This window comes from Nocardia sp. CDC153, assembly GCF_035818515.1.
Classification (GTDB): Bacteria; Actinomycetota; Actinomycetes; order Mycobacteriales; family Mycobacteriaceae; genus Nocardia.
Genome location: NZ_JAYKYU010000001.1, coordinates 158,704 through 181,756 on the forward strand (window position 1 = coordinate 158,704; position 23,053 = coordinate 181,756).

The following is a 23,053-nucleotide window of genomic DNA, read 5'->3' on the forward strand; positions in this document are numbered from 1 at the left end:
TGCCCCCGGCGCGTTTCACAGTTACCTTCGTGCTAAGGCGGCCCGGGCGGCGCTCAATCGCCCCGGATGTCCCTCCGGAGCGGGTGATTCGCCGGAATCTCCACGAATACGATCGGCACGCCGTCGGGGTCGTGGATCCACATTTCGATGAGTCCCCACGGCTCGCGCACGGGCGCGCGGTCGATCGGGACGCCGCGCAGCGCGAGTTCCGCGGCGGTGTCGCCACAATCACGCACCTGCAACCAGAGGGCGCCGGCGAAGCCGCTCGGCGCGTCGTCGGCACGCCCGTGCCCGGCCACCTCGATCAGCGACTGACCGGCGAAAAAGACCGTCCCGCCCGGATACTCGCGGGCAATGGCGAGGCCCAGGGCATCGCGATAGAACGACAGCGTCCGCTCGTGGTCACTCGGCCGCAGGATCACCCGACTGCTCAGTATCTCCATGAGTGCAGCATGGCAGCCGGGTGTTTGCGGTCACGGTGAATCAGAAATACCAGGGGTAGGGCTTCCAGTCCGGTTCGCGTTTCTCGAGGAACGCATCCCGGCCCTCGACCGCCTCATCGGTCATGTACGCCAGGCGCGTGGCCTCCCCGGCGAACAGTTGCTGACCGACCAGACCATCGTCTTGGAGGTTGAACGCGTACTTCAACATCCGAATCGCCTGCGGCGACTTCCCCAAAATGTCGGCGGTCCACTCCAGAGCGACGTCCTCGAGGCGCTCGTGATCGACCACGGCGTTGACCGCGCCCATCTGATGCATCTCCTCGGCGGTATAGGGCCGACCCAGGAAGAAGATCTCGCGTGCGAACTTCTGCCCCACCATCTTCGCCAAATACGCGCTCCCGTAGCCGGCGTCGAAGCTGCCCACATCGGCGTCAGTCTGCTTGAACCGCGCATGCTCGCGCGACGCCAAGGTCAGATCACAGGTCACATGCAAACTGTGCCCACCCCCGGCCGCCCACCCGTTCACCAACGCGATGACCACCTTGGGCATGAACCGGATCAACCGCTGCACCTCGAGAATGTGCAGACGACCCGCCCGTGCCACATCGACGGTGTCGGCGGTCTCGCCCGACGCGTACTGGTAGCCGCTGCGGCCGCGGATGCGTTGATCCCCACCCGAACAGAACGCCCACCCACCATCCTTGGGGCTGGGGCCGTTGCCGGTCAGCAGCACCGCACCGACATCGGAGGTCATGCGCGCATGATCGAGGGCCCGATACAGCTCGTCGACGGTGTGCGGGCGAAACGCATTACGCACCTCCGGACGATCGAACGCGATCCGCACCGTGCCCTGCTCGATGTGCCGGTGATACGTAATGTCGGTCAAATTCTCGAAACCCGGAACGGGCCGCCACAAACTCGCATTGAAGGTCACGGGTCTGAACATACTGTTCCGGCTTTTCGCGTGCTCGAGGCCCACCGCTGTTCGGCGCGGTGTTTCGCGCCTCGCCCGGGATCGTGGAAGCGGAATTCGGCCATCCGACAAGGGGGCTGATTCGTGGTGGGTCGGGTTGCCCGAAGGCACGATCGGTCGCTTGCTCTTCGCCGTCGACGAACGGTCGCCGAAAGTGAAACGCTGCCAATCGATTGCGGAGGGCTTACAGTGCTGTTGCTGCTGAGGCAGCAGCGGCGCGTTGGCATCGTGTGTGCGGGGACACCGATGCGTATAGTTGCGTGCGCTCGTTCATCGAAAAACTATCCGGAGGAACCTGAAAGTGGTTGCAGCACTGTCTGAATCCCTGCTCGATGACGCCAAGCGTCCGGCCTTCATCGCCGACGCGGAGAAGGTTCTGGATGAGGAGGTGTCGGACAAGGGCGGCGCGTCGGGCCTCGTCGTCAAGGGCGGCTATGCCGCGATCAAGAAGGTCAGCCCCTCGATCGTGGGTGACGCGCTGGAGTCCTTCGCGCCCAAGTTCGTCGAGCAGCTCGAGCCGTACTGGGCCGAGTACCAGAATGGTGGCGCGGGTTCGTTCGCCGATCTGCTGGTGTCCAAGCAGGACGAGGTGGCCGACGCGCTGCTGTCGGTGACCGACGCGCGTGCCGAGGCGTCCTCGCGCCCGGCGCTGACCAAGGTCTACAACTCCATGCGCTCCTCGGCGAAGAAGCATGTCGCCGAGGCTCTTCCGCGCCTGGGTGACCTGGTGCAGAAGCACGCTGGTTAATTAGAGACCGACGGGTTCGCGGCCCGGCGAGGGGCCGCGAACAGTCGCCTGCTTCGCGAAGGCAGTCGCAACTATCGCGAATTCAGCCCTGGGACTTGCCGACTCGCCAGTAGCCGGTGAAAGTGATGTCGGTCTTGGGGATTTCCCGCTCCTGCGCGAGATGCCGCCGCACCCCGGCGGCCAATTTCTGCTCACCGGCGACGAAGGCGTAGACGCCCGTGTCGGGAATGTCCGCCCCCGCCACGGCCGCGGCCACCAGCGTGCCGACTTCCGCGTGCGGATCCTCACGAACCAACCAGTTCACCCGCACGCCCGCGGGTTCGCCCAGTTCCTGCGCGTCCTCGGCGTGCGGAATCTCGATGAATGCCGCGCCCGCGCTCTCGCGCGGCAGCGATCGCAGCACGCCCGCGATGCCGGGCAGCGCGCTCTCGTCGCCCGCCAGCAGATGCCAATCGCAGTGGTCGGGCGCCTGGTACATGATGCCCTCGTCCAGCAGGCCGACCCGATTGCCCGGCGTGGCGTTGTTCGCCCACGCGGAGGCCGGGCTGTCGTCGCCGTGCGACACGAAGTCGATGTCGATCTCGGCCGTGCTGCCGAACTCCCCGAAACCGGCGGCCCGGTAGTCGCGCACCGTGTAGTTGCGGGTCAGCGGCCGGTGCTCCTTGCCCATCATGAGGTACTGCGCGAACCAGCCCAGGTTGCTCGCCGAGGTGGGCAGTTTCAGATTGCCGTCGCGGCCGGGCATGAACAGCCGGAACCATTGGTCGAAGCCCATGGCGGTGAAGCCCGCGAGCCCCTGGCCGCCCACGGTGACCCGCACGAAATTGGGGCTGATTCGTTTGCTGGCCAGGACTTCCGCGGTCAGGATCTCGCGGTGCTCGGGCTTGACATGCTTGGTGCGCTTCGCCATTGGCTTAGGTTAGCAAAGCCTAACTTGCCAGCATAGGTGTGAGCGGGGCGACGCAGCGCGCCGGGCCGCTGTCTGAGAGGCTGGGGGTGTGAATCCTTCGACTGCACAGGCGCACGTCGTTGTCGACGAGCTCGCGCGCGGCGGAGTCCGGGACGTCGTCCTGTGCCCCGGATCGCGAAACGCGCCGTTGGCCTTCGCATTACAGGCCGCGGATCGAGCCGGGCGGATTCGGCTGCACATGCGGATCGACGAGCGCACGGCCGGGTTCCTGGCCGTCGGCCTGGCGGTCTCGAGCGGTCGACCGGTGCCCGTGGTCATGACCTCCGGCACCGCGGTGGCGAATCTGGGCCCGGCCGTGCTGGAGGCGAACTACGCCCGCACGCCGCTGATCGTGCTGAGCGCCAATCGCCCCTACGAAATGCTGGGCACCGGCGCGAACCAGACGGTCGAACAGTTCGGACTCTTCGGTAGCCAGGTGCGCGCCGCCATCAGCCTCGGACTGGCCGAGGCGGAACCCGGCGAGCCGCTCTACCCGAAGCAGAACAGCGTGTGGCGCTCGGCGGTGTGCCGGGTGCTGGCCGCGGCCCGCGGCACCCGCTCCGGCAATGCCGGACCCGTGCACTTCGACATCCCGCTGCGCGAACCGCTGGTCCCGGACCTGGCCGCCGGTGACGCGCTGCCGCCCGGGCGCTCGGACGAACGGCCCTGGACGGCAACGCAATACGCCACCCTCGATGTGCCGCTCGACATCGATCTGACCCCGGACACGGTGGTCATCTCCGGGCACGGCGCGGGGCATCGGCCCGAACTCGCGGCGCTGCCCACGGTGGCCGAACCGACCGCGCCCATGCACGGTCCGGCGCTGCATCCGCTGGCGTTGTCGCTGCTGAAGCCCAAGCAGGCCATCATCACCGGGCGGCCGACCCTGCATCGGCAGGTGTCGAAGGTGCTGGCGGATCCGGAGGTCACCGTCTACGCGCTCACCACCGGACCGCGCTGGCCCGATGTGTCGGGCAATGTGGTCGGCACCGGCACCCGCGCGGTCACCTACGGCGCGCCCCGGCCGGAGTGGCTGGAGCAGTGTCGGGATCTGAACGAGAAGGCCGTCACGGTGGTGCGCGCGGAACTCGCCGGACATCCGAAGCCGACCGGGCTGCATGTGGCGGCCGTGGTGATGGACTCCCTGCACGAGGGCGATCAATTGCTGCTCGGCGCTTCCAATCCGGTGCGCGACGCGGCGCTGGTCTCGCATCCGCGGCCCGGCATTCGGGTGCTGTCCAATCGCGGCGTGGCCGGGATCGACGGCACGGTGTCGGCGGCGGTCGGCGCGGCGCTCACCCATCCCGGCCGCACGGTCGCGCTCATGGGCGACCTGACCTTCCTGCACGACGCGTCGGGCCTGCTCATCGGGCCGGGCGAGCCGCGACCGGAGGACCTCACCATCGTGGTCGCCAATGACGACGGCGGCGGCATCTTCGAGCTGCTCGAACAGGGCGATCCGCAGTACGCGGGCGTGTTCGAGCGGGTCTTCGGCACACCGCACGGTATGGATCTGGCGGCCATGTGCGCGGCGTACCGGATTCCGCACCGGCAGGTCGATCCGGCGGAACTGGCGGTCGAACTGACCGGGAGCGCCCACGGGATTCGGGTGCTCGAGGTCGCCACCGAACGGTCGAGCCTGCGGGAATTGCACGCCACCGTGCGGGCGGGCGTGTCGAACTAGGTCGAATCAGCTTGGCCGCGACGGGTGTCGGTCAGTACTGCTCGCCGATGTCTTCGTGGTCGTCGTCCATCGGGACGGGGATCGCCTGTTCGACGAGGTCTGCCTCGGAGGCGGTCCAGCCATTGTCGTCCGCGGGGACCGAGGCGAGTTCGGCATCGCGGGTCTCGGACTCCGCATCGTCGGCGGGGTTGGCGGGCAGGGTCTGCTCGACGTAGTCGGCCTCGGGCACTTCATCGATGCGATCGATCATCGGATGCTCCTCTCTGCCGGGTTGGCGGGCCGTGCAGTTCAGGCACTGTCGAGGATGCGCCTGTTCGCCGTGATCGGCAACCGACGAAGGTCACTCGTCGGGCAGCGGTCCGTCATCGGCGGGATGCTCGACCAGCGCCAATACCCGTCCCGCCATGAACCGGGCGGTGCGTACCGAACTCCCGGTTCGGGTCACTTCACTGACTTCCACGATGCCGCGGGCAATGCGGGTCTCGATTCGCCGGCCCGCTCGCGTCGCGATGATTTCGTAATTCCGAGATCCGTCGCCGGTGTCGACGACGATCTCCACACGATCACCCTTCATCTATCAATTCTCCTCCCCACCAGCGGCTTTCGCCGCTGATCCCGCCTAACGAACCGGTTGCGACGCGGGGCTGCAAGCACATTCGACGCGAGGGGCGCGCACCGACCGATGAATTCCGCGGCCCCGGCCGGTCCAATCTGTGACCGGGCCGCCCGGCGGTTCGGCATGCGCTTCGACACACCCCGGGAGGAACCATGACCACACCGGCCTTCGATCTGGAAGCCGCCGCCGCGGCGGTGGAGACCGTCGTCTCCGGCGTCACCGAGGCCGACTTCGATCGCCGCACGCCCTCGGAGATCAGCGTGCGCGACCTGCTCGCCCACGTGCTCGGCTTCACCGAGGGCTTCCGGCAGGGCGCGACCAAGGAGGCGATCGGCCGCTCCCAGCCGCCCGGCCCCGCGCCCCTCGCGCCCGACTGGCGCGAACGGATCCCGGCGCAACTGAAGGCATTGGTGGCCGCCTGGCGCGAACCCAAGGCCTGGGTCGGCGACACCGAGGTCGGCGGCGTCCTCGCACCCGCACCGCAAATGGCGATCTTCGCCTTGAACGAGTTGGTGATTCACGGCTGGGACCTGGCCCGCGCCACCGCCCAGCCCTACAGCCCCGCCCAAGAGGACCTCGCGGTCCTGCTCGGCTTCCTCCGCGACACCCCGCGCGAGGGCATCCCCGGGCTCTTCGGTCCGGTCATCGACATCCCCGCCGAAGCACCCCTCCTCGATCGCGTGGTCGGCCTGACCGGCCGCGATCCCGCCTGGGCGGCGGACTGACCGCACGGGGCAACGCGCTTCGGACAAATCCGGCGAGGGCGACTCGACCCGCACGCCCGGCGAGGGGTCGCGCGTGCGGGCCTAGTTCTGGGATTGGGTTGTGCTGACGGCGAATACGCCGTTCTCGGCGGCCAGGGCGGCGGCCTCGGCGGCGGTGTGGATGGCCGCGTCGTCGACCGGGTCGCCGCTGGCGAGGAGGCGGTAGTAGAGGGGGGCGGAGACGGCGGAAAGGACTGCGCGGGGGTCGGTTTCGGGTGGGACCTCGCCGCGGGTGATGGCGGCCTGGATGCAGGGGGACCATTCGGTCAGGCGGGTGGAGTAGAAGGCGCGCAGGGCGGTGGCGGCGGTGTCGTCGCTGGTGGCGGCGGCGATGACGGCGCGGAAGAGGCGGCCCTGACGGGTGTCGGTGAGGGTTTTCGCGACCAGGCGGGCGTTTTCGAGGAGGTCGCCGCGCAGGGATCCGGTATCGCTGTGGGGGAGTGAGGTTTCCGCCATATCGGCCAGCAGGTCGGCGACCAGTCCGGCGGGGGTGCGCCAGCGGCGGTAGACGGTGGTCTTGCCGACCTCGGCGCGGGCCGCCACCTCGGTGAGATCGAGGGCGGCGAAGCCGCGTTCGGCCAGCAGATCGCCCGCGGCGCGCAGGACGGCCGCGCGGACCCGGGCGGTGCGACCGCCCGGGCGGACCGAACCCGGTGCGGTGGGGTCCGACATGACGGCTGTCGCCGACTCGGCTGTGTCACGACTCATAACGGGTCTCCAGTTTCATTTGCGTCGAGACGAGTGTAACGTCGGCAGCGTTAATGAAACTCTAGTTCCGTTAGGAGTGGTGGTCATGGAATACCGTCGGCTCGGTGCCTCGGGTCTGCTGGTTCCGGCCCTGAGCTTCGGCGCGGGCACCTTCGGTGGTCGCGGCGAACTCTTCTCGGCCTGGGGTGATACCGACGCGCGGCAGGCGCGCCGGCTGGTGGACATCAGCCTGGAGGCGGGCGTCACGCTGTTCGACACCGCCGACGTCTACTCGGACGGCGCCTCGGAAGAGGTGCTGGGCGAGGCGATTCGGGGTCGCCGCGACGAACTGCTCATCTCCACCAAGGCGTCGCTGCCCACCGGGCCCGGTCCGCGCGACGCGGGATCGGGTCGGGCGCGGCTGATTTCGGCGGTCGAGGGTTCGCTGCGGCGGCTCGGCACCGACTACATCGACCTGTTCCAGCTGCACGCCTTCGACGCGGCGACCCCGGTCGAGGAGGTGCTCTCGGCCCTGCACGATCTGGTGCGCGCGGGCAAGATCCGCTATGTCGGAGCGTCCAATTTCGCGGGCTGGCAGCTGATGAAATCCCTTGCCGCGGCGGACAGGTACGGCTTCCCGCGCTATGTCGCGCACCAGGTCTACTACTCGCTGGTGGGTCGCGATTACGAGTGGGAGCTCATGCCGCTGGGCCTGGATCAGGGCGTCGGCGCGGTGGTGTGGAGTCCGCTGGGCTGGGGTCGGCTCACCGGCAAAATCCGTCGCGGCCAACCGCTTCCGGCGGGCAGCCGTCTGCACAAGACGGCCGAGGCCGGTCCGCCCGTCGACGACGAGGTGCTCTACGACGTGGTCGACGTGCTGGACGAGCTGGCCGCCGAGACCGGTCGCACCGTCCCGCAGATCGCGCTCAATTGGCTGCTGCGGCGTCCGAGCGTGGCCACGGTCATTGTCGGCGCGCGCGATGAGGAGCAGTTGCGGCAGAATCTCGGCGCGGTCGGCTGGAGCCTGGACGCCGAGCAGATCGCCCGCCTGGACAAGGCCAGCGCGCTCACCCCGCCCTACCCCTACTACCCCTACTACCGCCTCGGCGACTTCGCCCGACTCAATCCGCCTGTCGTGTAACCGCTTACGGGGCCGAGTAGAGGCCCTCCGCCAGCACCGGCCACGACGCCTTCAGATCGTCCTGCCAGTAGCCCCAGATATGGGTGCCGCTATTGCGGAATTCGAAGGTCGCGGGGATGTTCAGCGATTCCAGCCGCTTCTGCAGAATGATCGTGGACAGGGCCACATTGGCCTCGATGAACGAGCCCAGCGCCACGGTCTTGGTGGTGTCGGCGGGGTTGGACTCCATGCGCCCGCGCGCGCCCGGCACGTCGAACGCGCCGGGAATGCCATTGCCGGTGGAGATGAAAAGGTGTGTGCCGCGCAGTTTCTCGGCATTGAGGGTGGGGTCGTTGGCGGCCCACAGCGGCCCGCCCTCCGGCCCCCACATGTTCTCGACCTTGCCGCCGCCGTAGAGCTCGGTGACCATCTTGATGGATTCCCGGCCCTGCGGCGTGGTGGTCTGGAAGAAGCCGCTGTACACGGCCGCGCTGCGGAACAGGCCGGGATTGAAGATGACCGAATTCAACACGGGCAGACCGGCCATGGAGATACCGGCGATGGCATTGACGCCATTGGCACCCAGCGCGGCGTCCATCAGCGGCGGCAGTTCCTTGCCGAGATAGGTGGACCATTCGTTCACGCCGAGCGACTTGTCGGGCCGGAGCCAATCGGTGTACCAGCTGAACGCGCCGCCGATGGGCTGCACCACATTGATGTTCTTGTCGGCCAGGAAATCCAGTGCGTCGGTGCGCAATTGCCAGGTGGCCTGGTCGACGCCGCCGCCCGCGCCATTGAGCAGGTAGAGGGTGGGGCGCGCTTCGGAGGTGTCCGCGGGGCGCAGCACGTCGACCGGGAAGACCTGGTTCATGGCACCGGAGAAGACGGTGAAGGTGACGGTGTGGTCGTCCTTGGCGGCCACGCTCTTGATGTAGGAGCCGTCGTCGGTCTTCAGATCGGGCACGGTGACGCCGGGCAGGGTGGTCGGTGCGGCGGGGTCCGGATCGGCCCCGGCGGGGTTGCCGCCCAGGCTCAGGGATGTGGCCGCGGTGAGGGCAGCGACCGCCAACCGCGCGGTGATTCGACTGATCCGGACCGACATGCCGTCAGGAATATCATGTTTTCAGATTTCTGAGGCGGGAATCGGCGCGGCGGATCAGTAGACGTCGCGCACGTATCGCTTCTCGGCCACCAGCTGCTTCTTGAACGCCAGCGCGCCGTCCTCGCTCAGCTTGCCGTGGATGCGCGCGATCTTCAGCAGGGCCTCGTCCACATCCTTGGCCATGCGCGACGCGTCGCCGCACACGTAGAAGTGGCCGCCCTCTCGCAACCACGCCCACAGCTCCGCGCCGTGCTCGATCATGCGGTGCTGCACGTAGATCCGCTCGCGCTGATCGCGGGAGAAGGCCAGGTCCAGTCGGGTCAGGAAGCCGGAGCGGAACATGTCCTCGAGCTCGCAGCGGTAGTAGAAGTTGTCCTTGGCGTGCTGATCGCCGAAGAACAGCCAGTTGCGCCCCGTGCAGCCGAGCGCGCGACGCTCCTGCAGAAAGCCCCGGAACGGCGCGATGCCGGTGCCCGGGCCCACCATGATCATGGGCGCGTTCGGATCCAGCGGCGGGCGGAAATGCGGTGCGCGCTGCAGGAAGATCGGCACCTCCGCCGCGACGCGATCGGCCAGGAACGTCGAGCACACCCCGCCGCGCCGGGCCGCCGACCCGATGGCGGCGGGATCGCCGTACCGCACCACGCTCACGGTCAGCTGCACCTCGCGGGGGTGCACGAGCGGGCTCGACGAGATCGAATACTGCCGCGGCTGCAGCTTTTTCAGCGTCCCCAGCCACTCCACCAGATCGGCGCGCACCGGGAAGTCCCGCAGCACGTCCACCAGCTGCCGATCCCACAGGTACCCGTCGAGCTCATTGCGATTGTCCCGCCGCAGCAGCTTCGCCAGCCGCGGACTCGCATTGTGCTCATTGACGAACGTCAGCAGATCCCCGCTCACCCGAGTGATGTCGTACCGCGTCCGCAATGCCTCGGCCAGCGTCAACTCGTCATCCTCGACATCGATGATCCGCCCGCCGTCCAGCCCCGTGACCTCGAGCCACTCCGCAACCAGCGCCTCACAATTCGCAGGCCTGATCCCAAGCGAATCCCCGACCTCGTAAGTGGCCTCCAGATCACCCAGATCGAACCCGAACTGCCGCACCTCTTTCCCGGACCCGGCCCGCGAAAGCAGCTCATTCCGAACCAATTTCGCAAAGAGCGGCGAATTGCGCGTAAAGGGTGCGACCGCAGTGGTGCGCGACCGCCCCCGCGCGATGCCCGCCGGTGTAGTCACGGCCCTGACTTGCTCCGACGGCCCGGCGCTGCGTCCGGACTGACCCGGCGAGCCGTTGCCTCCGCGTGGCCCGCTGACACTCACGCTCGGGTAATGCGTTCCCGGCATCGCGAGATTCCACGCCGACGGGTGCACATGGGGTCCGAAGATCGGGGCACCTGCGCCCGGGCTCTGTGACCAGAGACCATCGAAGCCGTCGTCGGTCGTCCCGGATGGCCGCCCCGAATCCTCACTTCCGCCCGGCTCGGTTGCCCCGTCTCCTTGCGTCTGGTCACTCGATACGCCGTTGCCGCCCGGGGAATCCGTCGCCGCGGCCCGGTCCAGTGCGTCCGCGAGGATGGCGATGACTTCGTCGAACCAGGCGGCGGACAGGTCCTCGTGGTCGGGTTCGCTGTCCACGCGCGGTAGTAGCCGTGTGGCTCCGCGCTGGGCGAACAGTTCGTCGAGTTTGCGGCCGTGGCCGCAGAAGTCGTCATACGACGAGTCGCCCAGTGCGAAGACGGCGTAACGCATACCGGTCAGCCGGATCACGCTGTCGTTGAGGCGTTCCCAGAAATCCGTGCCATTGTCGGGCGGTCCGCCAGCGCCGAAGGTGCTGGTGATAACCAGCACATCGCCCGTGAGATCGGACAATTCGGCGGAATCCATGTCCAGCAGGCGCGGGATGAATCCGGAGTCGACCAGGTAGGTCACCAAGGCCGCCGCGAGGTCTTCCGCCGTACCTGTCTGGGAGGCCCACAGCACCGTCACCGTCCGCGTTGCGGCAGCCTCCGGGGTCGCCGAGCCGCCCGCCGCGTCGTCGTTCGCATCCGTCGCGATCGACGGTGAATTCCACTGCGGTCCACGGGAGTACATGCCGCCCAGCAGGCCGTCGATCCATGTCCGGCTGCGTTCGGAGATCGGTGCGGTCGCGGGCAGCACCGGAACACCGCTCACCGGCAGACTTTGCAGCGCCGCCAGATATCCACCGAGGTAGATGCGCTCGACCTCGCTGAGCGTCGGCGCGCCGGTGCTGTCCAGGCCGAGCATCACGGCCAGGGGATGGGGTTCGCCGACTCCGCTCTCGGCGCGGCCGTGTGGGGCGGCGATCCCCGAAGTCGACATGCCCGGGAACACGCCGATACCGCCGATATCGGCCGAATTACCGTCTGCGGCAGCGGAATTCGCCGCTGCGGTCTGGCCGAGCGTCGAGTCGTCGCCGGATCCGGTCGGCGAGGTCGTGTTCAGTGCGGCGACCTTGCGTAGTCGCACGGCGCAGGCCTTGAATTCGGGCTGGAGGGAGATGGGGTCTACGGCGTCGTTGGTGACGGCGTTGATGGTGAGGTATTCGCCCTGCTCGTCGTTCCAGTGGAAGGGGGCGAAGCAGGTGCCGGGGCGGACCCGGTCGCTGATCCGGGCGGGGAGGACGGCGCGGCCGCGGCGGGAGGCGATTTCGAGTTGATCGCCCTCACGGGCGTCGAGGCGCGCGGCGTCCTCCGGGTGGATTTCCAGGAAGGGTTTGCCGTTCAGTTTGGCCAGTTTCGCCACCTTCCCGGTCTTGGTCATGGTGTGCCACTGGTGTGGCAGGCGGCCGGTATTGAGCACGAAGGGCCATTCGGCGTCCGGCATCTCGTCCGGCAGCAGGTGCGGGCGCGGCCAGAAGATCGCCTTGCGGCTGGGGGTGGCGAAGGCCAGGCGCGGGGTGCGGCCATCGGCGTCGGTGAACAGGGTTTGGCTGACGCCGTCGTTCACGTAGCGAATCGGATTGCGGCGCTGGGCCGGATCGGGGCAGGGCCATTGGGCGGGTCCGTCGGCGAGCCCGGCGTAGTCGATGCCGCGCAGGTCGTAGCCGGTGGCGGGGTTGGCGAAACGCCGGATCTCGTCGAAGATCTCGGCGCTGGAGGCGTAGTCGAAACCGGGGAAGCCGAGGGCGGTCGCCATTTGCGCGATGAGCTGCCAGTCCGGCCGGGCGTAACCGATCGGATCGACGGAACGCCGCAGCAGTGTCAGGTTGCGTTCCGAATTCACCTGCACGCCATCGGCTTCGGCCCACAGGGTGGCGGGCAGCAGCAGGTCGGCGTAGGCATTGGTGGCGGTGTCGGTGTAGACGTCCTGGGCGATCACCAGCTCCGCGGCCTCGAGCCCCTCGATGACCGTGCGCCGATTCGCCATGGAGGCAACGGGATTGCTGCAGATGATCCACGCGGCCTTGATGCTGGTGTCGGCGAGCCCGCGGAACATCTCGATGGACCCCGGCCCGGCCTCGTCGCGAATGGTGCCCGGTTCGAGTCCCCAGACCTCCTCGACGAAGGCCCGGTCCGCCGCCGACAGCACACTGCGCTGTCCCGGCAATCCCGGTCCCATATAACCCATTTCGCGCCCGCCCATGGCATTGGGCTGACCGGTCAGCGAGAACGGCCCGCTGCCGGTCCGGCAGATCGCGCCGGTGGCCAGGTGCAGGTTGATCAGCGCGTTGGTGGACCAGGTGCCGTGCGTGGACTGGTTGATCCCCATGGTCCACAGCGACATCCACGCACCGGCCGCGCCGATCCACTCGGCGGCGGTGCGAATATCGGCCTCGGCCAGCCCGGTCACCTCGGCGACGAGTTCGGGTCGGTACCCGGCCAGGAAGTCGGGCATGGCGTCCCAGCCCTCGGTGTGCTCGGCGATGAATTCGGCGTCGATATCGCCGTTCTCGACGAGCAGATGCAGCAGCCCGTTCAGCAGCGCCAGATCGGTGCCGGGTCGGATCTGCAGGAAAAGGTCGGCACGGGCGGCGGTCTCCGTGCGCCGCGGATCCACCACGATCAGCTTCGCACCCGTTTTGATCCGATCGGCCATGCGCAGGAACAGGATCGGGTGGCAGTCGGCCATATTCGCGCCGATCACGAAGAACAGGTCGGCGTGGTCGAGGTCGTCGTAGGAGCCGGGCGGCCCGTCCGCGCCCAGCGAGAGCTTGTAGCCGCTGGCCGCGCTGGCCATGCACAGCCGCGAATTGGCCTCCATGTGCACGGTGCGCAGGTGGCCCTTGGCGAGTTTGGTGGCCAGGTACTGGGCTTCCAGCGACATCTGCCCGGACACGTAGAGCGCGATGGCATCCGGGCCGTGGGTGTCGAGGATCACCCGAAGTCGTTCGGCGGCTTCGTGAATGGCCTCGTCGACCGGCATGGGCACCGGGGGCTGCCCGCGTTCGGGACGCCGGTAGGCGGTCTCCATGCGGCCGGGCGCGGCCATCATCTCGGCGTGCGTAGCGCCTTTGGTGCACAGTCGGCCCGAATTGACCGGGTGCTCCCGGTCGCCCCTGACCTTGGCGATGATCGGCAGGCCGCGTGCGTTCGGCCGGGTTTCGACGGTGATCCCGCACCCCACCCCGCAGTACGAGCACGCGGTTCGGGTGCGTGTCGGGGGAGCGGTCTGATCCGGCATGGTTCCGAGTTAAACCAGCCAGGGTTGCGCCGGATTTACCGAACGTTATCGCCAGATGACAATCGGCCTCACAGTTGGGTTCTTCGACTGTGAGGCCAGGTCAGGTCCCTGCCGTGAGCAAGGCCACTGGGGGATCAGCCCAGTTTGTACGCGCGGTGCAGGGCCACGATCCCGCCGGTGAGGTTGCGCCACTTCACCGCCGACCACCCGGCGTCGGCAATGCGCAGCGCCAACTGCTGCTGGGTCGGCCAGGCCCGAATGGACTCGGCGAGATACACGTAGGCGTCCGGATTGGAGCTGACCGCATTGGCCACCTGGGGCAGGGCCTTCATCAGGTACTCCATGTAGACCGTCCGGAACGGCGCGAAGGTCGGGGTGGAGAACTCGGCGACCACCAGTCGCCCACCGGGTTTGGTGACCCGCAGCAGCTCCCGCAGCGCCAGATCCGGATCGGCGATATTGCGCAGCCCGTAGGAGATGGTGACCGCGTCGAAGGACTCGTCGGCGAAGGGCAGCGCCATGCCGTCGGCGGCCACCATGGGCACATTGCGCCAGCGCCCGGCCGCGAGCATGCCCTGGGAGAAGTCGGCGGCCAGACACCACGCCCCGGACTTGGCCATCTCCACGGTCGAAACACCGGTCCCCGCCGCGAGATCCAGCACCCGTTCACCGGGCCGCAGCGCCAGGGCCTTCCGGGTCGCCAGCCGCCAGTAGCGGTCGATGCCCCCGGTCATCACGGTATTGGTGATGTCGTACCGCTTCGCGACCCCGTCGAACATCGACGCGACCTCGTGCGGCTGCTTGTCCAGCTGGGCCCGAAACGATTCCCGCTGCCTGATTTTCGCCACCTTCGCACCCTAACCGGCGGTGTGGCTCCGTGACGATCGCGCCCGCGCGGCGCGCAGCCGCGTCGAGAGTGCGCCCCACCACAGGGTCGGGGGCGAGCCGAGGAGCCAGAGCAGGGGCAGGGCGATGGCCCAGGCGACCACGATGACCGACAGGGCCGGGATGATCGCGACACGCGCATCGCGGCCCGCCACGCGTACGAGATCGGGATCACTGCGGCGGTATTCGACGTTGATGCGCTCGCCGACGGTCAGTTTGGTCGGGTACAGCACGCCCGTTTTCGGGTTGTGGGTCTCGCCGTCGGGGGTGACGAAGATGACCGCGGAGCGCAGCGTTCCGGCGGAGAGCACTTCCGCGCTGGTCACGCCCTTGTCGGAGTTGATCAGATGGTCGTCGCGCCAGGCGGCCAGCACCAGCAGCACGGCCAGCACGCTGAACACCGACGCGGTGACGACGACCGCGATCCGGGCCCGCCTGAACCGAACCGTCCGGCTCCGTTCAGCCAGCTGTGTCCGATTGCCGCTCCGCTGCGCTCCGCTATCAGACTGGCTAGTTTCCGACACTTCAGCAGGCTATTCCATCGCTGAGTTACCGTCTTCGCCATGTCCCGAAAATTCAGCTTCACCGTGCAGTACAGCGTTCCGGTCGAAGATCTTCACCGGGCACTCACCAATGACGAGATGTGGCAGTCCCGCTTCGAAGGAGCGTCGACCGCCACGCTGGAGCTCACCCACCCGGACGGCCCCGGCACCATTCAGATTCATATGACCGAAAAGGCTCCCGAAGACCAGATCCCCGGCATCGTCCAGAAGGTCCTCAAGAGCGAGCTCATGCTCGAGCGCACCGACACCTGGGGTCCGCTCACCGACGGCGTCGCCAAGGGCGGTTTCACCGGCCGTTCCGGCGGTATTACCACCGAGATGGCGGGCGCGTTCGAATTGCGGCCCACCGCCGAAGGTTCCGAGATCGAGGCCACCGGCACGGTCGACGTGAAGGTCCCGCTGGTGGGCGGGGCCATCGAGCCGCTGGTCGAGAACCTGCTCAAGAAGGTCATGAACAGCGAGCGCAAGTCCGTCGAATCCTGGTTCGCCGCTCAGAACGCCTGATCCCGGAGCACCGTGGATGCGGGGGTGGTCCCGCATCCACGGGTCGGATCGGAGCTACTGCGGCCCGAAGTCGCCCTTGCTCGGATCGAATTCGCGATTCTCGACCAGCACCAGCCAGTTGCCGGAGTTGTCGCGGATGATGGCCTCCACGCCGTAGGGGCGCTCGGCGGGCGGCTGAATGAACTCGACGCCTTTCGCGGTGAGTTCCTCGAAAGCCTTCTGGCAGTTCTCGGTTCGCAGCCCGAGCGCGCCGTGGGTGCCATTGGCCATGGAGCGGCGGATCGCCTCGGCCAGATCGTCGGTGAGTGGGGGACCGGGCACCATCAGGGTGACCTCCAGCTCCGGATGATCCGGATGCGCCACCGTGACCCAGCGGAAGCCGTTGTCGCCCATGGTGATGTCGGAACGCTCCACGAAACCCAGGGTGTCGATGTACCACTGCTTGGACTCGGTCTGATCGGTCACGTACACGGTCACGAGCGAGACATTCGAGATGATCGTCATGCGTCGAGCCTATGGACGCGCCCGTTCCGAATGCTTCTCCAAAATTGCTGAGTTCACACGCCCGGAACCTCGGTGAGCCTGACGTAACAATCGCGCAACGGCTCGGAAAGCCAAGATCAACAATTCTTGACCACCCTCGACCTTGGAACAAGCTCGTGACGAGCCCGAACGAGGAGTGCCGGTGGTTCAAGTCGAAACACCCGCGGCCAATGCGGTCGCCGCGTCCAAGGAGACGCTGGAGGATTACACGCTGCGGTTCGCGCCCCGCAGCTACCGCAAATGGAGTCCGGCGGTGGTCGGCGTCTCGGCGCTGGGCGGCATCGCCTACCTGGCCGACTTCTCCATCGGCGCGAACATCGGCATCGCCAATGGCACCGGGAACGCGCTGCTGGGCATCGGCATCTTCGCGATCGTCATCATGATCACCGGCTTCCCGCTGGCCTATTACGCGGCGCGCTACAACATCGATCTGGACCTGATCACGCGCGGCAGTGGCTTCGGCTATTACGGGTCGGTGGTGACGAACATCGTGTTCGCCTCCTTCACCTTCATCTTCTTCGCGCTCGAGGGCTCGATCATGGCGCAGGGGCTGAAACTCGGCCTGCACGTGCCACTTCCGCTCGGCTACCTGGTGTCGACCGTGATGATCTTCCCGCTGGTCATCTACGGCATGAACACCCTGGCCAAACTCCAGGTGTGGACCACCCCGCTGTGGCTGATCCTCATGGTGCTGCCCTTCGGCTTCCTGCTGGTGCGCCACCCGGATTCGGTGAACACCTTCCTGTCCTACGGCGGCCAGGACGGCAAGGGCGTCAGCCTGTCGGGCGCGCTGCTGGCCGCGGGCGTCTGCCTCTCGCTCATCGCCCAGATCGCCGAACAGATCGACTACCTGCGCTTCATGCCGCCCCGGACCCCGGAGAACGCCCGCAAGTGGTGGGGCTGGATGCTGCTGGCCGGACCCGGCTGGGTCATCTTCGGCGCGCTCAAGCAGGTGGTCGGCCTGTTCCTGGCGGTCTACCTGATCGCGAATCTGCCCGGCGCGCAGGACATCGCCAATCAGCCGGTGCACCAGTTCCTCGAGATCTACCGCGACATGATGCCGTCCTGGCTGGCCATGACCCTGGCCGTGGCGCTGGTCGTCATCAGCCAGATCAAAATCAATGTGACCAACGCGTATTCGGGCTCGCTGGCGTGGACCAACTCCTTCACCCGCGTCACCAAGACCTACCCGGGCCGCATCGTGTTCCTCGGCCTGAACCTGGCCATCGCGTTGATCCTGATGGAAGCCAATATGTTCGACTTCCTCAACAACATCCTCGGCTTCTACGCCAACTGCGGCATCGCCTGGATCGTCACCGTCGCAACGGATATCGCGGTCAACAAGTACCTGTTGAAGATCTCGCCCAAGCGGCCGGAGTTCCGCCGCGGCATGCTCTACGACTTCAATCCGGTCGGCCTGGTCGGCTTCGGACTGTCCGCGGTGCTGTCGATCATGACCTTCTTCGGAATCTTCGGGGAGACCCTGAAGCCGTACTCGCCCATTGTGGCCGTGGTGGTTTCGTTCCTCGCCACGCCGCTCACCGCCATCGCCACCAAGGGCAGGTACTACCTGCGCCGCGACCACGACGGCATCGACCTGGACATGTTCGACGAGCACGGCAACCCGTCGGGTGAGACGCTGACCTGCGCGGTCACCGGCATGGAATTCGAACGCCCCGACATGATCGCCTCGGCGGTGCCGGGCCCCGAGGGCGAGATCCAGTACATCAGCTCGCTGGCGCTGTCCACCGACAAGACCGGCATCCATGTCCTGCCACCGAAGTAGCTGCTACACAGGCGGTTTCCGATCCGAGAGACCGTGCATGAAGACGTAGCAACCTGGTATATGGGGTGCGCCCTCGGCCGCGAACTTCGCTTGATACTCCGAGGGCGACATCCCCACCAACTCGGTGAACTTCCGACTGAACGACCCGAGGCTCGAGTAGCCGACCAGCATGCAGGCCTCGGTCACCGTCACATTGGTGGCGCGCAAGAGATCCTGCGCCCGCTCGATCCGGCGTTCGGCCAGATACAGGGCGGGCGTCTTGCCGTAGGTGGCGGCGAAACAGCGCAGGAAGTGATACTTCGACACGCCCGCGGCCGCCGCCAGACTGTCCAGATCCAGGGGTTCGGCGTAGTTCCGGTCGGCCAGATCCCGCGCTCGCCGCAGATGCGGCAGCAGCTCCTCGGGAACCGGCCGAGTCGTCATGCGAACGGCTGAATCTTGTCGAACCGCATCGAGGCCCGGCCCGCGCCCCGCCACAGCTTGGCGGTCAGATCCAGATCCTCGTCGGTCACCAGATTGCCCATCACCCGGACGGCCGTGCGCTGCAACAGCTTCGACCGCATCATGGGCGGCCCGCCCAGCGGCACCGTGCGCGGATGCGTGGCCAGACCCGCCAGGCGACGCGCCACCGAATAGGTGCGGCCGTAGCGTTCCCGCAGCATGTCCGGCCAGATGCGGGTCAGATCGGGCTGATCCAGGATCCCGGCGAGCATGTGCCCGCCCTCCAGGCCGTAGTCGATGCCCTCGCCATTGAGCGGGTTCACGCATCCGGCCGCGTCGCCCACCAGCGCCCAGTTGCGTCCGGCCAGATTCGACACCGCCCCGCCCATGGGCAGCAGCGCCGATGCCACCGCGCGCGCCTCGCCCTCGAAACCCCATTCCGCGCGCCGCAGCGAGACATAGTGCTGCAGCAGCGGTTTCAGGGCGATGTGCGAGGGCCGCTGCTCGGTCGCCAGCGAACCGACGCCGATGTTCACCTCGCCATTGCCCAGCGGGAAGACCCAGCCGTAGCCGGGAATCAATTCGCCACTGGCGTCCCGCAATTCGAGATGCGAGGTGATCCACTCGTCGTCGCTGCGATCGGACTTGATGTAGGCGCGCGCCGCGGTCCCGTACGCGTACTGCCGATGCCAGGTGCGGCCCAGCATCTTTCCCACCGGCGAGCGCACCCCGTCCGCCACGATCAGCGTCTGGCACGACACCGCCCGCAGCCCGGCGTCGGTCTTGACGGTCACCCCGGTGACCCGGTCGCCCTCGCGGGCCACCTCCACCACCTTGGCCCCGTCCACCATGCGCGCACCCGACTTCACCGCGGTCTCGCGCAGCTTGTCGTCGAGTTCGGTTCGCGGAACGGCACTTCCGTAGGTGGGGAAGGACCCGTCCGGCCAGGGCAGCAGCGCCTCGCGCCCGAACCCGGCCATGCGCAGGCCGCGATTGACGGTGTGCGCGCGCACCCAGTCGCCGAGTCCGAGATGCTCGAGTTCGGCGGTGGCGCGCGGCGTCAGACCGTCACCGCAGGTCTTGTCGCGCGGGAACACCGCGGAATCGGTCAGCAGCACATCGCGACCCGCCCGTGCCGCCCACGCGGCAGCGGCGGATCCGGCGGGGCCCGCCCCGACTACCAGCACATCGGCGTGCGCAGGCAGAACATCCGATGATTTCCCCTGCTCGGGCGCGACTTCCGGTGAACCCATGCGGTCAATACTTGCAGCACATGACCGGACGCGCATATTCGCCCTGCGGTCCGCTCCGGCCGTCGCAATTCACATAGCGGTTGTTTCGTGCGTCGCACTACGGTGGTGTCCATAGGGGGTGATCGGTCCACACGCTAGGTTCTTTGGCGTGGGGTCGGACGCGGCACTGGGAGATGAAATGAGCGCATCAGCTGTGAGCGATGAGAGCACCGTGGTCGCGGGGGTGGATCTTGGTGATCCCGAGCTCGCCGCCACTGTGCGCAAGGGTCTGGTCGAAGTCGAAGACCTGCTGATCACGGAGCTGTCCGACGGCGAGGAATTCCTGCAGGAGGCCGCGCTGCACCTGGCCAAGGCGGGCGGCAAGCGGTTCCGCCCGCTGTTCACCATCCTCACCGGCCAGCTCGGCCCCGACCCGACCAGCCCGGACCTGGTCACCGCGGGCACGGTCGTGGAACTGGTGCACCTGGCCACCCTCTACCACGACGACGTCATGGACGAGGCCTCCATGCGCCGCGGCGCACCCAGCGTGAACTCGCGCTGGGGCAACAGCGTCGCCATCCTCGCGGGCGACTACCTGTTCGCGCACGCCTCCCGCCTGGTCTCCACCCTCGGCCCCGACGCGGTCCGCATCATCGCCGAGACCTTCGCCGAACTGGTCACCGGCCAGATGCGAGAGACCATCGGCGCCCGGCAATCCCAGGACCCGGTCGAGCACTACCTGCGCGTCGTGTGGGAGAAGACCGGCTCGCTGATCGCGGCCGCCGGACGCTTCGGCGGCACCTTCTCCGGCGCCGACCTCGACCACGTGGAGCGCCTGGCCCGCCTCGGCGACGCCGTGGGCACCGCCTTCCAGATCGCCGACGACATCATCGACATCTCCTCGGTGTCCGAGCAGTCCGGCAAGACCCCCGGCACCGACCTGCGCGAGGGCGTGCACACCCTGCCCGTCCTCTACGCCCTGCGCGACGAGGGCGCCGAGGGCGACCGCCTGCGCAAACTGCTGGCCCAACCGCTGCAGACCGACGCCGAGGTGGAGGAGGCCCTCTACCTGCTGGGCCGCTCCCGCGGCCTGGTGCTGGCCAAGGAGAAACTGCACGGCTACGCCGACATCGCCCACGCCGAACTCTCCGCCCTCCCCGGCGGCCCCGCCAACGAGGCCCTCGAACAGCTGGTCCGCTACACCATCGAACGCGTCGGCTGACGGGGAACTCGAACCCACGGCTCCATCGTTGACCTGGTGTAACTCAGCGATGAGGGGGCGTCAGAAGGAGACCATATGCATGGGCACGGGTATGCGAATGGACTGAAGACGTTCGGACTGCTGGTCGGTATGTCGGCGTTGATCATCTTCATCGGAGCCATGTTCCGGAGCCCCATGATTCTGGGGTTCTCGATCCTGCTGGCCGTGGGCATGAACGCCTACGCGTACTTCAACAGCGACAAGCTGGCGCTCAAGGCCATGCACGCCCAGCCGGTGACCGAGTTGGAGGCTCCGGCGATGTACCGCATCGTGCGCGAGCTGGCCACCACCGCCCGCCAACCCATGCCGCGGCTCTACATCAGCCCCACCAACGCGCCCAATGCCTTTGCCACGGGCCGCAATCCGCGCAATGCGGCGGTCTGTTGCACCACCGGCATTCTGCAGATCCTCGACGAGCGTGAACTGCGGGCCGTCCTCGGCCATGAGCTCTCGCACGTCTACAACCGCGACATTCTGATCTCGTCGGTCGCGGGCGCGATGGCGGCGGTCATCTCCGGCCTGGCGCAGATGGCCATGTTCGCGGGCATCTTCGGCGGCAATCGCGACGGCGAGGGGCCCAATGTCATTGGCATTCTGCTGGTTTCGCTGCTCGGCCCGGTCGCGGCCTCGCTGATCAAGCTGGCCGTCTCACGCTCCCGCGAATACCAGGCCGACCAGGACGGCGCGCAATTGACCGGCGACCCCCTGGCGCTCGCCTCGGCCCTGCGCAAGCTGGAACGCGGCACCCAGGCCGCCCCGCTGCCCCCCGAGCCGCAGCTGACGGCTCAATCGCACCTGATGATCGCCAACCCCTTCCGCAATGGCGAGTCGATGGCGCGGTGGTTCTCCACCCACCCCCCGATGGCGGACCGTATCGCCCGCCTCGAGGAGATGGCCGGTGGTACCCGCAATTACTAGCGGTAATTGACGAACTGCAGGGCGATGTCGAAGTCGCCGCCCTTGAGCAGGGAGATGACGGCCTGCAGGTCGTCGCGACTCTTGGAGCTGACCCGCAGCTCCTCGCCCTGGATCTGCGCCTTCACGCTCTTGGGGCCCTCGTCGCGAATCTTCTTGGCGATCTTCTTCGCGTTCTCCGAGGAGATGCCCTGCACCAGGGTGCCTGTGATCTTGTACACCTTTCCGGAGGCCTGCGGATCACCGGCGTCGAACGCCTTGAGCGAGATGTCGCGGCGAATCAGCTTCTCCTTGAACACATCCAGGGCCGCCTTCACGCGATCCTCGGACTCCGCGCTGAGAATGATCTTCTCCTCGCCCGACCATTCGATGCTCGCGCCGGTGCCGCGGAAGTCGTAGCGCTGGCTCAGCTCCTTGGCGGCCTGGTTGAGCGCATTGTCCACCTCCTGGCGATCGATCTTGCTCACCACATCGAACGACGAATCCGCCACACTCTTCTCCTGTCTGGGATCGGAAATTCGGGATGTTCCACACCGACGCTAGCCGCTCCGGCATGCCTGTATCCAGCCGGTTTGCATTCCGGGCGTAGGTTCGTTGTATTCTTCTGGAGCGCTGCAAGGCGTACCCTGGCGGATTGCCCGAGCGGCCAAAGGGAGCTGACTGTAAATCAGCCGCGTAATGCTTCGGAGGTTCAAATCCTTCATCCGCCACCGAGAGCCCCGTGGACCAGAGTCCACGGGGCTCTTCGCGTTTCGCTCACCCCATGCGACGACAGTCTCGGCCCCTGCGCCGGACCCCCGGTGCCGACACACCGGTTACCTCCTCCGGATTGCCGCAAAACCTGCTCTGAACAGCCGGTTTGGAGAGTGCACGGGGTGTTGTGTAATCTCGTTCAAGTCGTCAGCGCCCCGGCCGAGACCGGAGCAAGACAGACACGCCCCCTTAGCTCAGTCGGCAGAGCGTTTCCATGGTAAGGAAAAGGTCAACGGTTCGATTCCGTTAGGGGGCTCGCCGGATTGCCGGTGGTGACCGACTCGGCTTCTCCTTGCAGGTCCCCGCCGTCAAGTACCGACAACAGATGGCGGTGTAGCTCAGTCGGTAGAGCAAACGACTCATAATCGTTGTGTCGCCGGTTCAAGTCCGGCCATCGCTACATACTGATATTCCAATCAGGCTGACCGGAAAGAAGGCAAATC

General features: G+C 67.2%; 22 protein-coding genes and 3 tRNA genes. 11 read left to right on the forward strand and 14 right to left on the reverse strand.

The annotated features are described in order from the left end of the window. Window positions 1-53 precede the first annotated feature (53 nt). Window positions 54-443 (reverse strand): VOC family protein, encoded by a 390-nt coding sequence (locus tag VMT65_RS00825; protein ID WP_326305965.1) that lies wholly within the window; start codon window positions 441-443, stop codon window positions 54-56. Between the two features lie 40 nt (window positions 444-483). Continuing rightward, window positions 484-1,377 (reverse strand): 1,4-dihydroxy-2-naphthoyl-CoA synthase, encoded by an 894-nt coding sequence (locus VMT65_RS00830; RefSeq protein WP_326305966.1) that lies wholly within the window; start codon window positions 1,375-1,377, stop codon window positions 484-486. A gap of 340 nt (window positions 1,378-1,717) precedes the next feature. Here VMT65_RS00830 and VMT65_RS00835 point away from each other — a divergent pair, with 340 nt between their 5' ends. Continuing rightward, window positions 1,718-2,164: a DUF6918 family protein gene (locus VMT65_RS00835; protein ID WP_326305967.1), complete on the forward strand. Its 447-nt coding sequence runs from the start codon at window positions 1,718-1,720 to the stop codon at window positions 2,162-2,164. Window positions 2,165-2,246: 82 nt separating this feature from the next. Here VMT65_RS00835 and VMT65_RS00840 read toward each other — a convergent pair whose 3' ends face one another. Further along, the gene (locus VMT65_RS00840) at window positions 2,247-3,074 is read right to left on the reverse strand and encodes a siderophore-interacting protein (RefSeq protein ID WP_326305968.1); all 828 of its coding nucleotides are present in this window, start codon (window positions 3,072-3,074) and stop codon (window positions 2,247-2,249) included. 88 nt (window positions 3,075-3,162) lie between these two features. Here VMT65_RS00840 and menD point away from each other — a divergent pair, with 88 nt between their 5' ends. Next, window positions 3,163-4,797, forward strand: coding sequence for a 2-succinyl-5-enolpyruvyl-6-hydroxy-3-cyclohexene-1-carboxylic-acid synthase (menD, locus tag VMT65_RS00845; RefSeq protein WP_326305969.1), 1,635 nt, complete (start codon window positions 3,163-3,165; stop codon window positions 4,795-4,797). A 31-nt stretch (window positions 4,798-4,828) separates the two neighbouring features. On the opposite strand, the gene VMT65_RS00850 is transcribed toward menD, so the two are convergent. Next, entirely contained in the window at window positions 4,829-5,047 is a 219-nt protein-coding gene (locus tag VMT65_RS00850) for a hypothetical protein (RefSeq protein ID WP_326305970.1), read from the reverse strand. A 90-nt stretch (window positions 5,048-5,137) separates the two neighbouring features. Beyond that, window positions 5,138-5,371, reverse strand: a complete 234-nt coding sequence (locus tag VMT65_RS00855; RefSeq protein WP_040813527.1) for a hypothetical protein — start codon at window positions 5,369-5,371, stop codon at window positions 5,138-5,140. A gap of 194 nt (window positions 5,372-5,565) precedes the next feature. Here VMT65_RS00855 and VMT65_RS00860 point away from each other — a divergent pair, with 194 nt between their 5' ends. Next, window positions 5,566-6,138 carry a TIGR03086 family metal-binding protein gene (locus tag VMT65_RS00860; RefSeq protein WP_326305971.1) on the forward strand — a complete coding sequence of 191 codons (573 nt, stop codon included), beginning with the start codon at window positions 5,566-5,568 and terminating at the stop codon, window positions 6,136-6,138. An 81-nt stretch (window positions 6,139-6,219) separates the two neighbouring features. On the opposite strand, the gene VMT65_RS00865 is transcribed toward VMT65_RS00860, so the two are convergent. Next, complete coding sequence (locus VMT65_RS00865) at window positions 6,220-6,849, reverse strand: TetR/AcrR family transcriptional regulator (protein ID WP_442790190.1); 630 nt, start codon at window positions 6,847-6,849, stop codon at window positions 6,220-6,222. Between the two features lie 121 nt (window positions 6,850-6,970). Between VMT65_RS00865 and VMT65_RS00870 the strand changes: the two genes are divergently transcribed. After that, complete coding sequence (locus VMT65_RS00870) at window positions 6,971-8,005, forward strand: aldo/keto reductase (protein ID WP_326305973.1); 1,035 nt, start codon at window positions 6,971-6,973, stop codon at window positions 8,003-8,005. A gap of 4 nt (window positions 8,006-8,009) precedes the next feature. Here VMT65_RS00870 and VMT65_RS00875 read toward each other — a convergent pair whose 3' ends face one another. The 4 genes from VMT65_RS00875 to VMT65_RS00890 all read right to left on the reverse strand — a co-directional run bounded on the left by VMT65_RS00875 (window position 8,010) and on the right by VMT65_RS00890 (window position 15,079). Continuing rightward, window positions 8,010-9,086 (reverse strand): alpha/beta hydrolase, encoded by a 1,077-nt coding sequence (locus tag VMT65_RS00875; RefSeq protein ID WP_326305974.1) that lies wholly within the window; start codon window positions 9,084-9,086, stop codon window positions 8,010-8,012. A 54-nt stretch (window positions 9,087-9,140) separates the two neighbouring features. Further along, the gene (locus VMT65_RS00880; protein WP_326305975.1) at window positions 9,141-13,727 is read right to left on the reverse strand and encodes a molybdopterin-dependent oxidoreductase; all 4,587 of its coding nucleotides are present in this window, start codon (window positions 13,725-13,727) and stop codon (window positions 9,141-9,143) included. 134 nt (window positions 13,728-13,861) lie between these two features. After that, the gene (locus VMT65_RS00885; RefSeq protein WP_326305976.1) at window positions 13,862-14,575 is read right to left on the reverse strand and encodes a demethylmenaquinone methyltransferase; all 714 of its coding nucleotides are present in this window, start codon (window positions 14,573-14,575) and stop codon (window positions 13,862-13,864) included. 9 nt (window positions 14,576-14,584) lie between these two features. Beyond that, entirely contained in the window at window positions 14,585-15,079 is a 495-nt protein-coding gene (locus VMT65_RS00890) for a DUF3592 domain-containing protein (protein ID WP_442790191.1), read from the reverse strand. A gap of 96 nt (window positions 15,080-15,175) precedes the next feature. Here VMT65_RS00890 and VMT65_RS00895 point away from each other — a divergent pair, with 96 nt between their 5' ends. Beyond that, window positions 15,176-15,679 (forward strand): DUF2505 domain-containing protein, encoded by a 504-nt coding sequence (locus VMT65_RS00895; RefSeq protein ID WP_326305977.1) that lies wholly within the window; start codon window positions 15,176-15,178, stop codon window positions 15,677-15,679. Between the two features lie 54 nt (window positions 15,680-15,733). Here VMT65_RS00895 and VMT65_RS00900 read toward each other — a convergent pair whose 3' ends face one another. Beyond that, window positions 15,734-16,177, reverse strand: coding sequence for a VOC family protein (locus VMT65_RS00900; RefSeq protein ID WP_326307397.1), 444 nt, complete (start codon window positions 16,175-16,177; stop codon window positions 15,734-15,736). 181 nt (window positions 16,178-16,358) lie between these two features. Here VMT65_RS00900 and VMT65_RS00905 point away from each other — a divergent pair, with 181 nt between their 5' ends. Then, entirely contained in the window at window positions 16,359-18,008 is a 1,650-nt protein-coding gene (locus tag VMT65_RS00905) for a purine-cytosine permease family protein (protein ID WP_442790154.1), read from the forward strand. Between the two features lie 3 nt (window positions 18,009-18,011). Here the strand turns inward: VMT65_RS00905 and VMT65_RS00910 are convergent, their stop codons facing one another. Both VMT65_RS00910 and VMT65_RS00915 read right to left on the reverse strand, forming a co-directional pair. Further along, window positions 18,012-18,431, reverse strand: a complete 420-nt coding sequence (locus VMT65_RS00910) for a helix-turn-helix transcriptional regulator (protein WP_326305979.1) — start codon at window positions 18,429-18,431, stop codon at window positions 18,012-18,014. Next, window positions 18,428-19,702, reverse strand: coding sequence for a geranylgeranyl reductase family protein (locus VMT65_RS00915; RefSeq protein WP_326305980.1), 1,275 nt, complete (start codon window positions 19,700-19,702; stop codon window positions 18,428-18,430). Before VMT65_RS00915 ends, VMT65_RS00910 begins: the two co-directional genes overlap by 4 nt. A gap of 178 nt (window positions 19,703-19,880) precedes the next feature. Between VMT65_RS00915 and VMT65_RS00920 the strand changes: the two genes are divergently transcribed. Further along, window positions 19,881-20,903, forward strand: a complete 1,023-nt coding sequence (locus VMT65_RS00920; protein ID WP_326305981.1) for a polyprenyl synthetase family protein — start codon at window positions 19,881-19,883, stop codon at window positions 20,901-20,903. A gap of 75 nt (window positions 20,904-20,978) precedes the next feature. Then, the gene (gene htpX / locus VMT65_RS00925; protein WP_326305982.1) at window positions 20,979-21,860 is read left to right on the forward strand and encodes a zinc metalloprotease HtpX; all 882 of its coding nucleotides are present in this window, start codon (window positions 20,979-20,981) and stop codon (window positions 21,858-21,860) included. Here the strand turns inward: htpX and VMT65_RS00930 are convergent. Next, window positions 21,857-22,348 carry a YajQ family cyclic di-GMP-binding protein gene (locus VMT65_RS00930; RefSeq protein ID WP_326305983.1) on the reverse strand — a complete coding sequence of 164 codons (492 nt, stop codon included), beginning with the start codon at window positions 22,346-22,348 and terminating at the stop codon, window positions 21,857-21,859. The genes htpX and VMT65_RS00930 overlap by 4 nt on opposite strands. A gap of 137 nt (window positions 22,349-22,485) precedes the next feature. Here VMT65_RS00930 and VMT65_RS00935 point away from each other — a divergent pair. The 3 genes from VMT65_RS00935 (at window position 22,486) to VMT65_RS00945 (ending at window position 23,010) form a co-directional block, all read left to right on the forward strand. Continuing rightward, window positions 22,486-22,567 (forward strand) — tRNA-Tyr (locus tag VMT65_RS00935). A 226-nt stretch (window positions 22,568-22,793) separates the two neighbouring features. Next, window positions 22,794-22,866: transfer RNA gene (locus VMT65_RS00940), tRNA-Thr, on the forward strand. A 71-nt stretch (window positions 22,867-22,937) separates the two neighbouring features. Continuing rightward, window positions 22,938-23,010 (forward strand) — tRNA-Met (locus tag VMT65_RS00945). Window positions 23,011-23,053 lie beyond the last annotated feature (43 nt).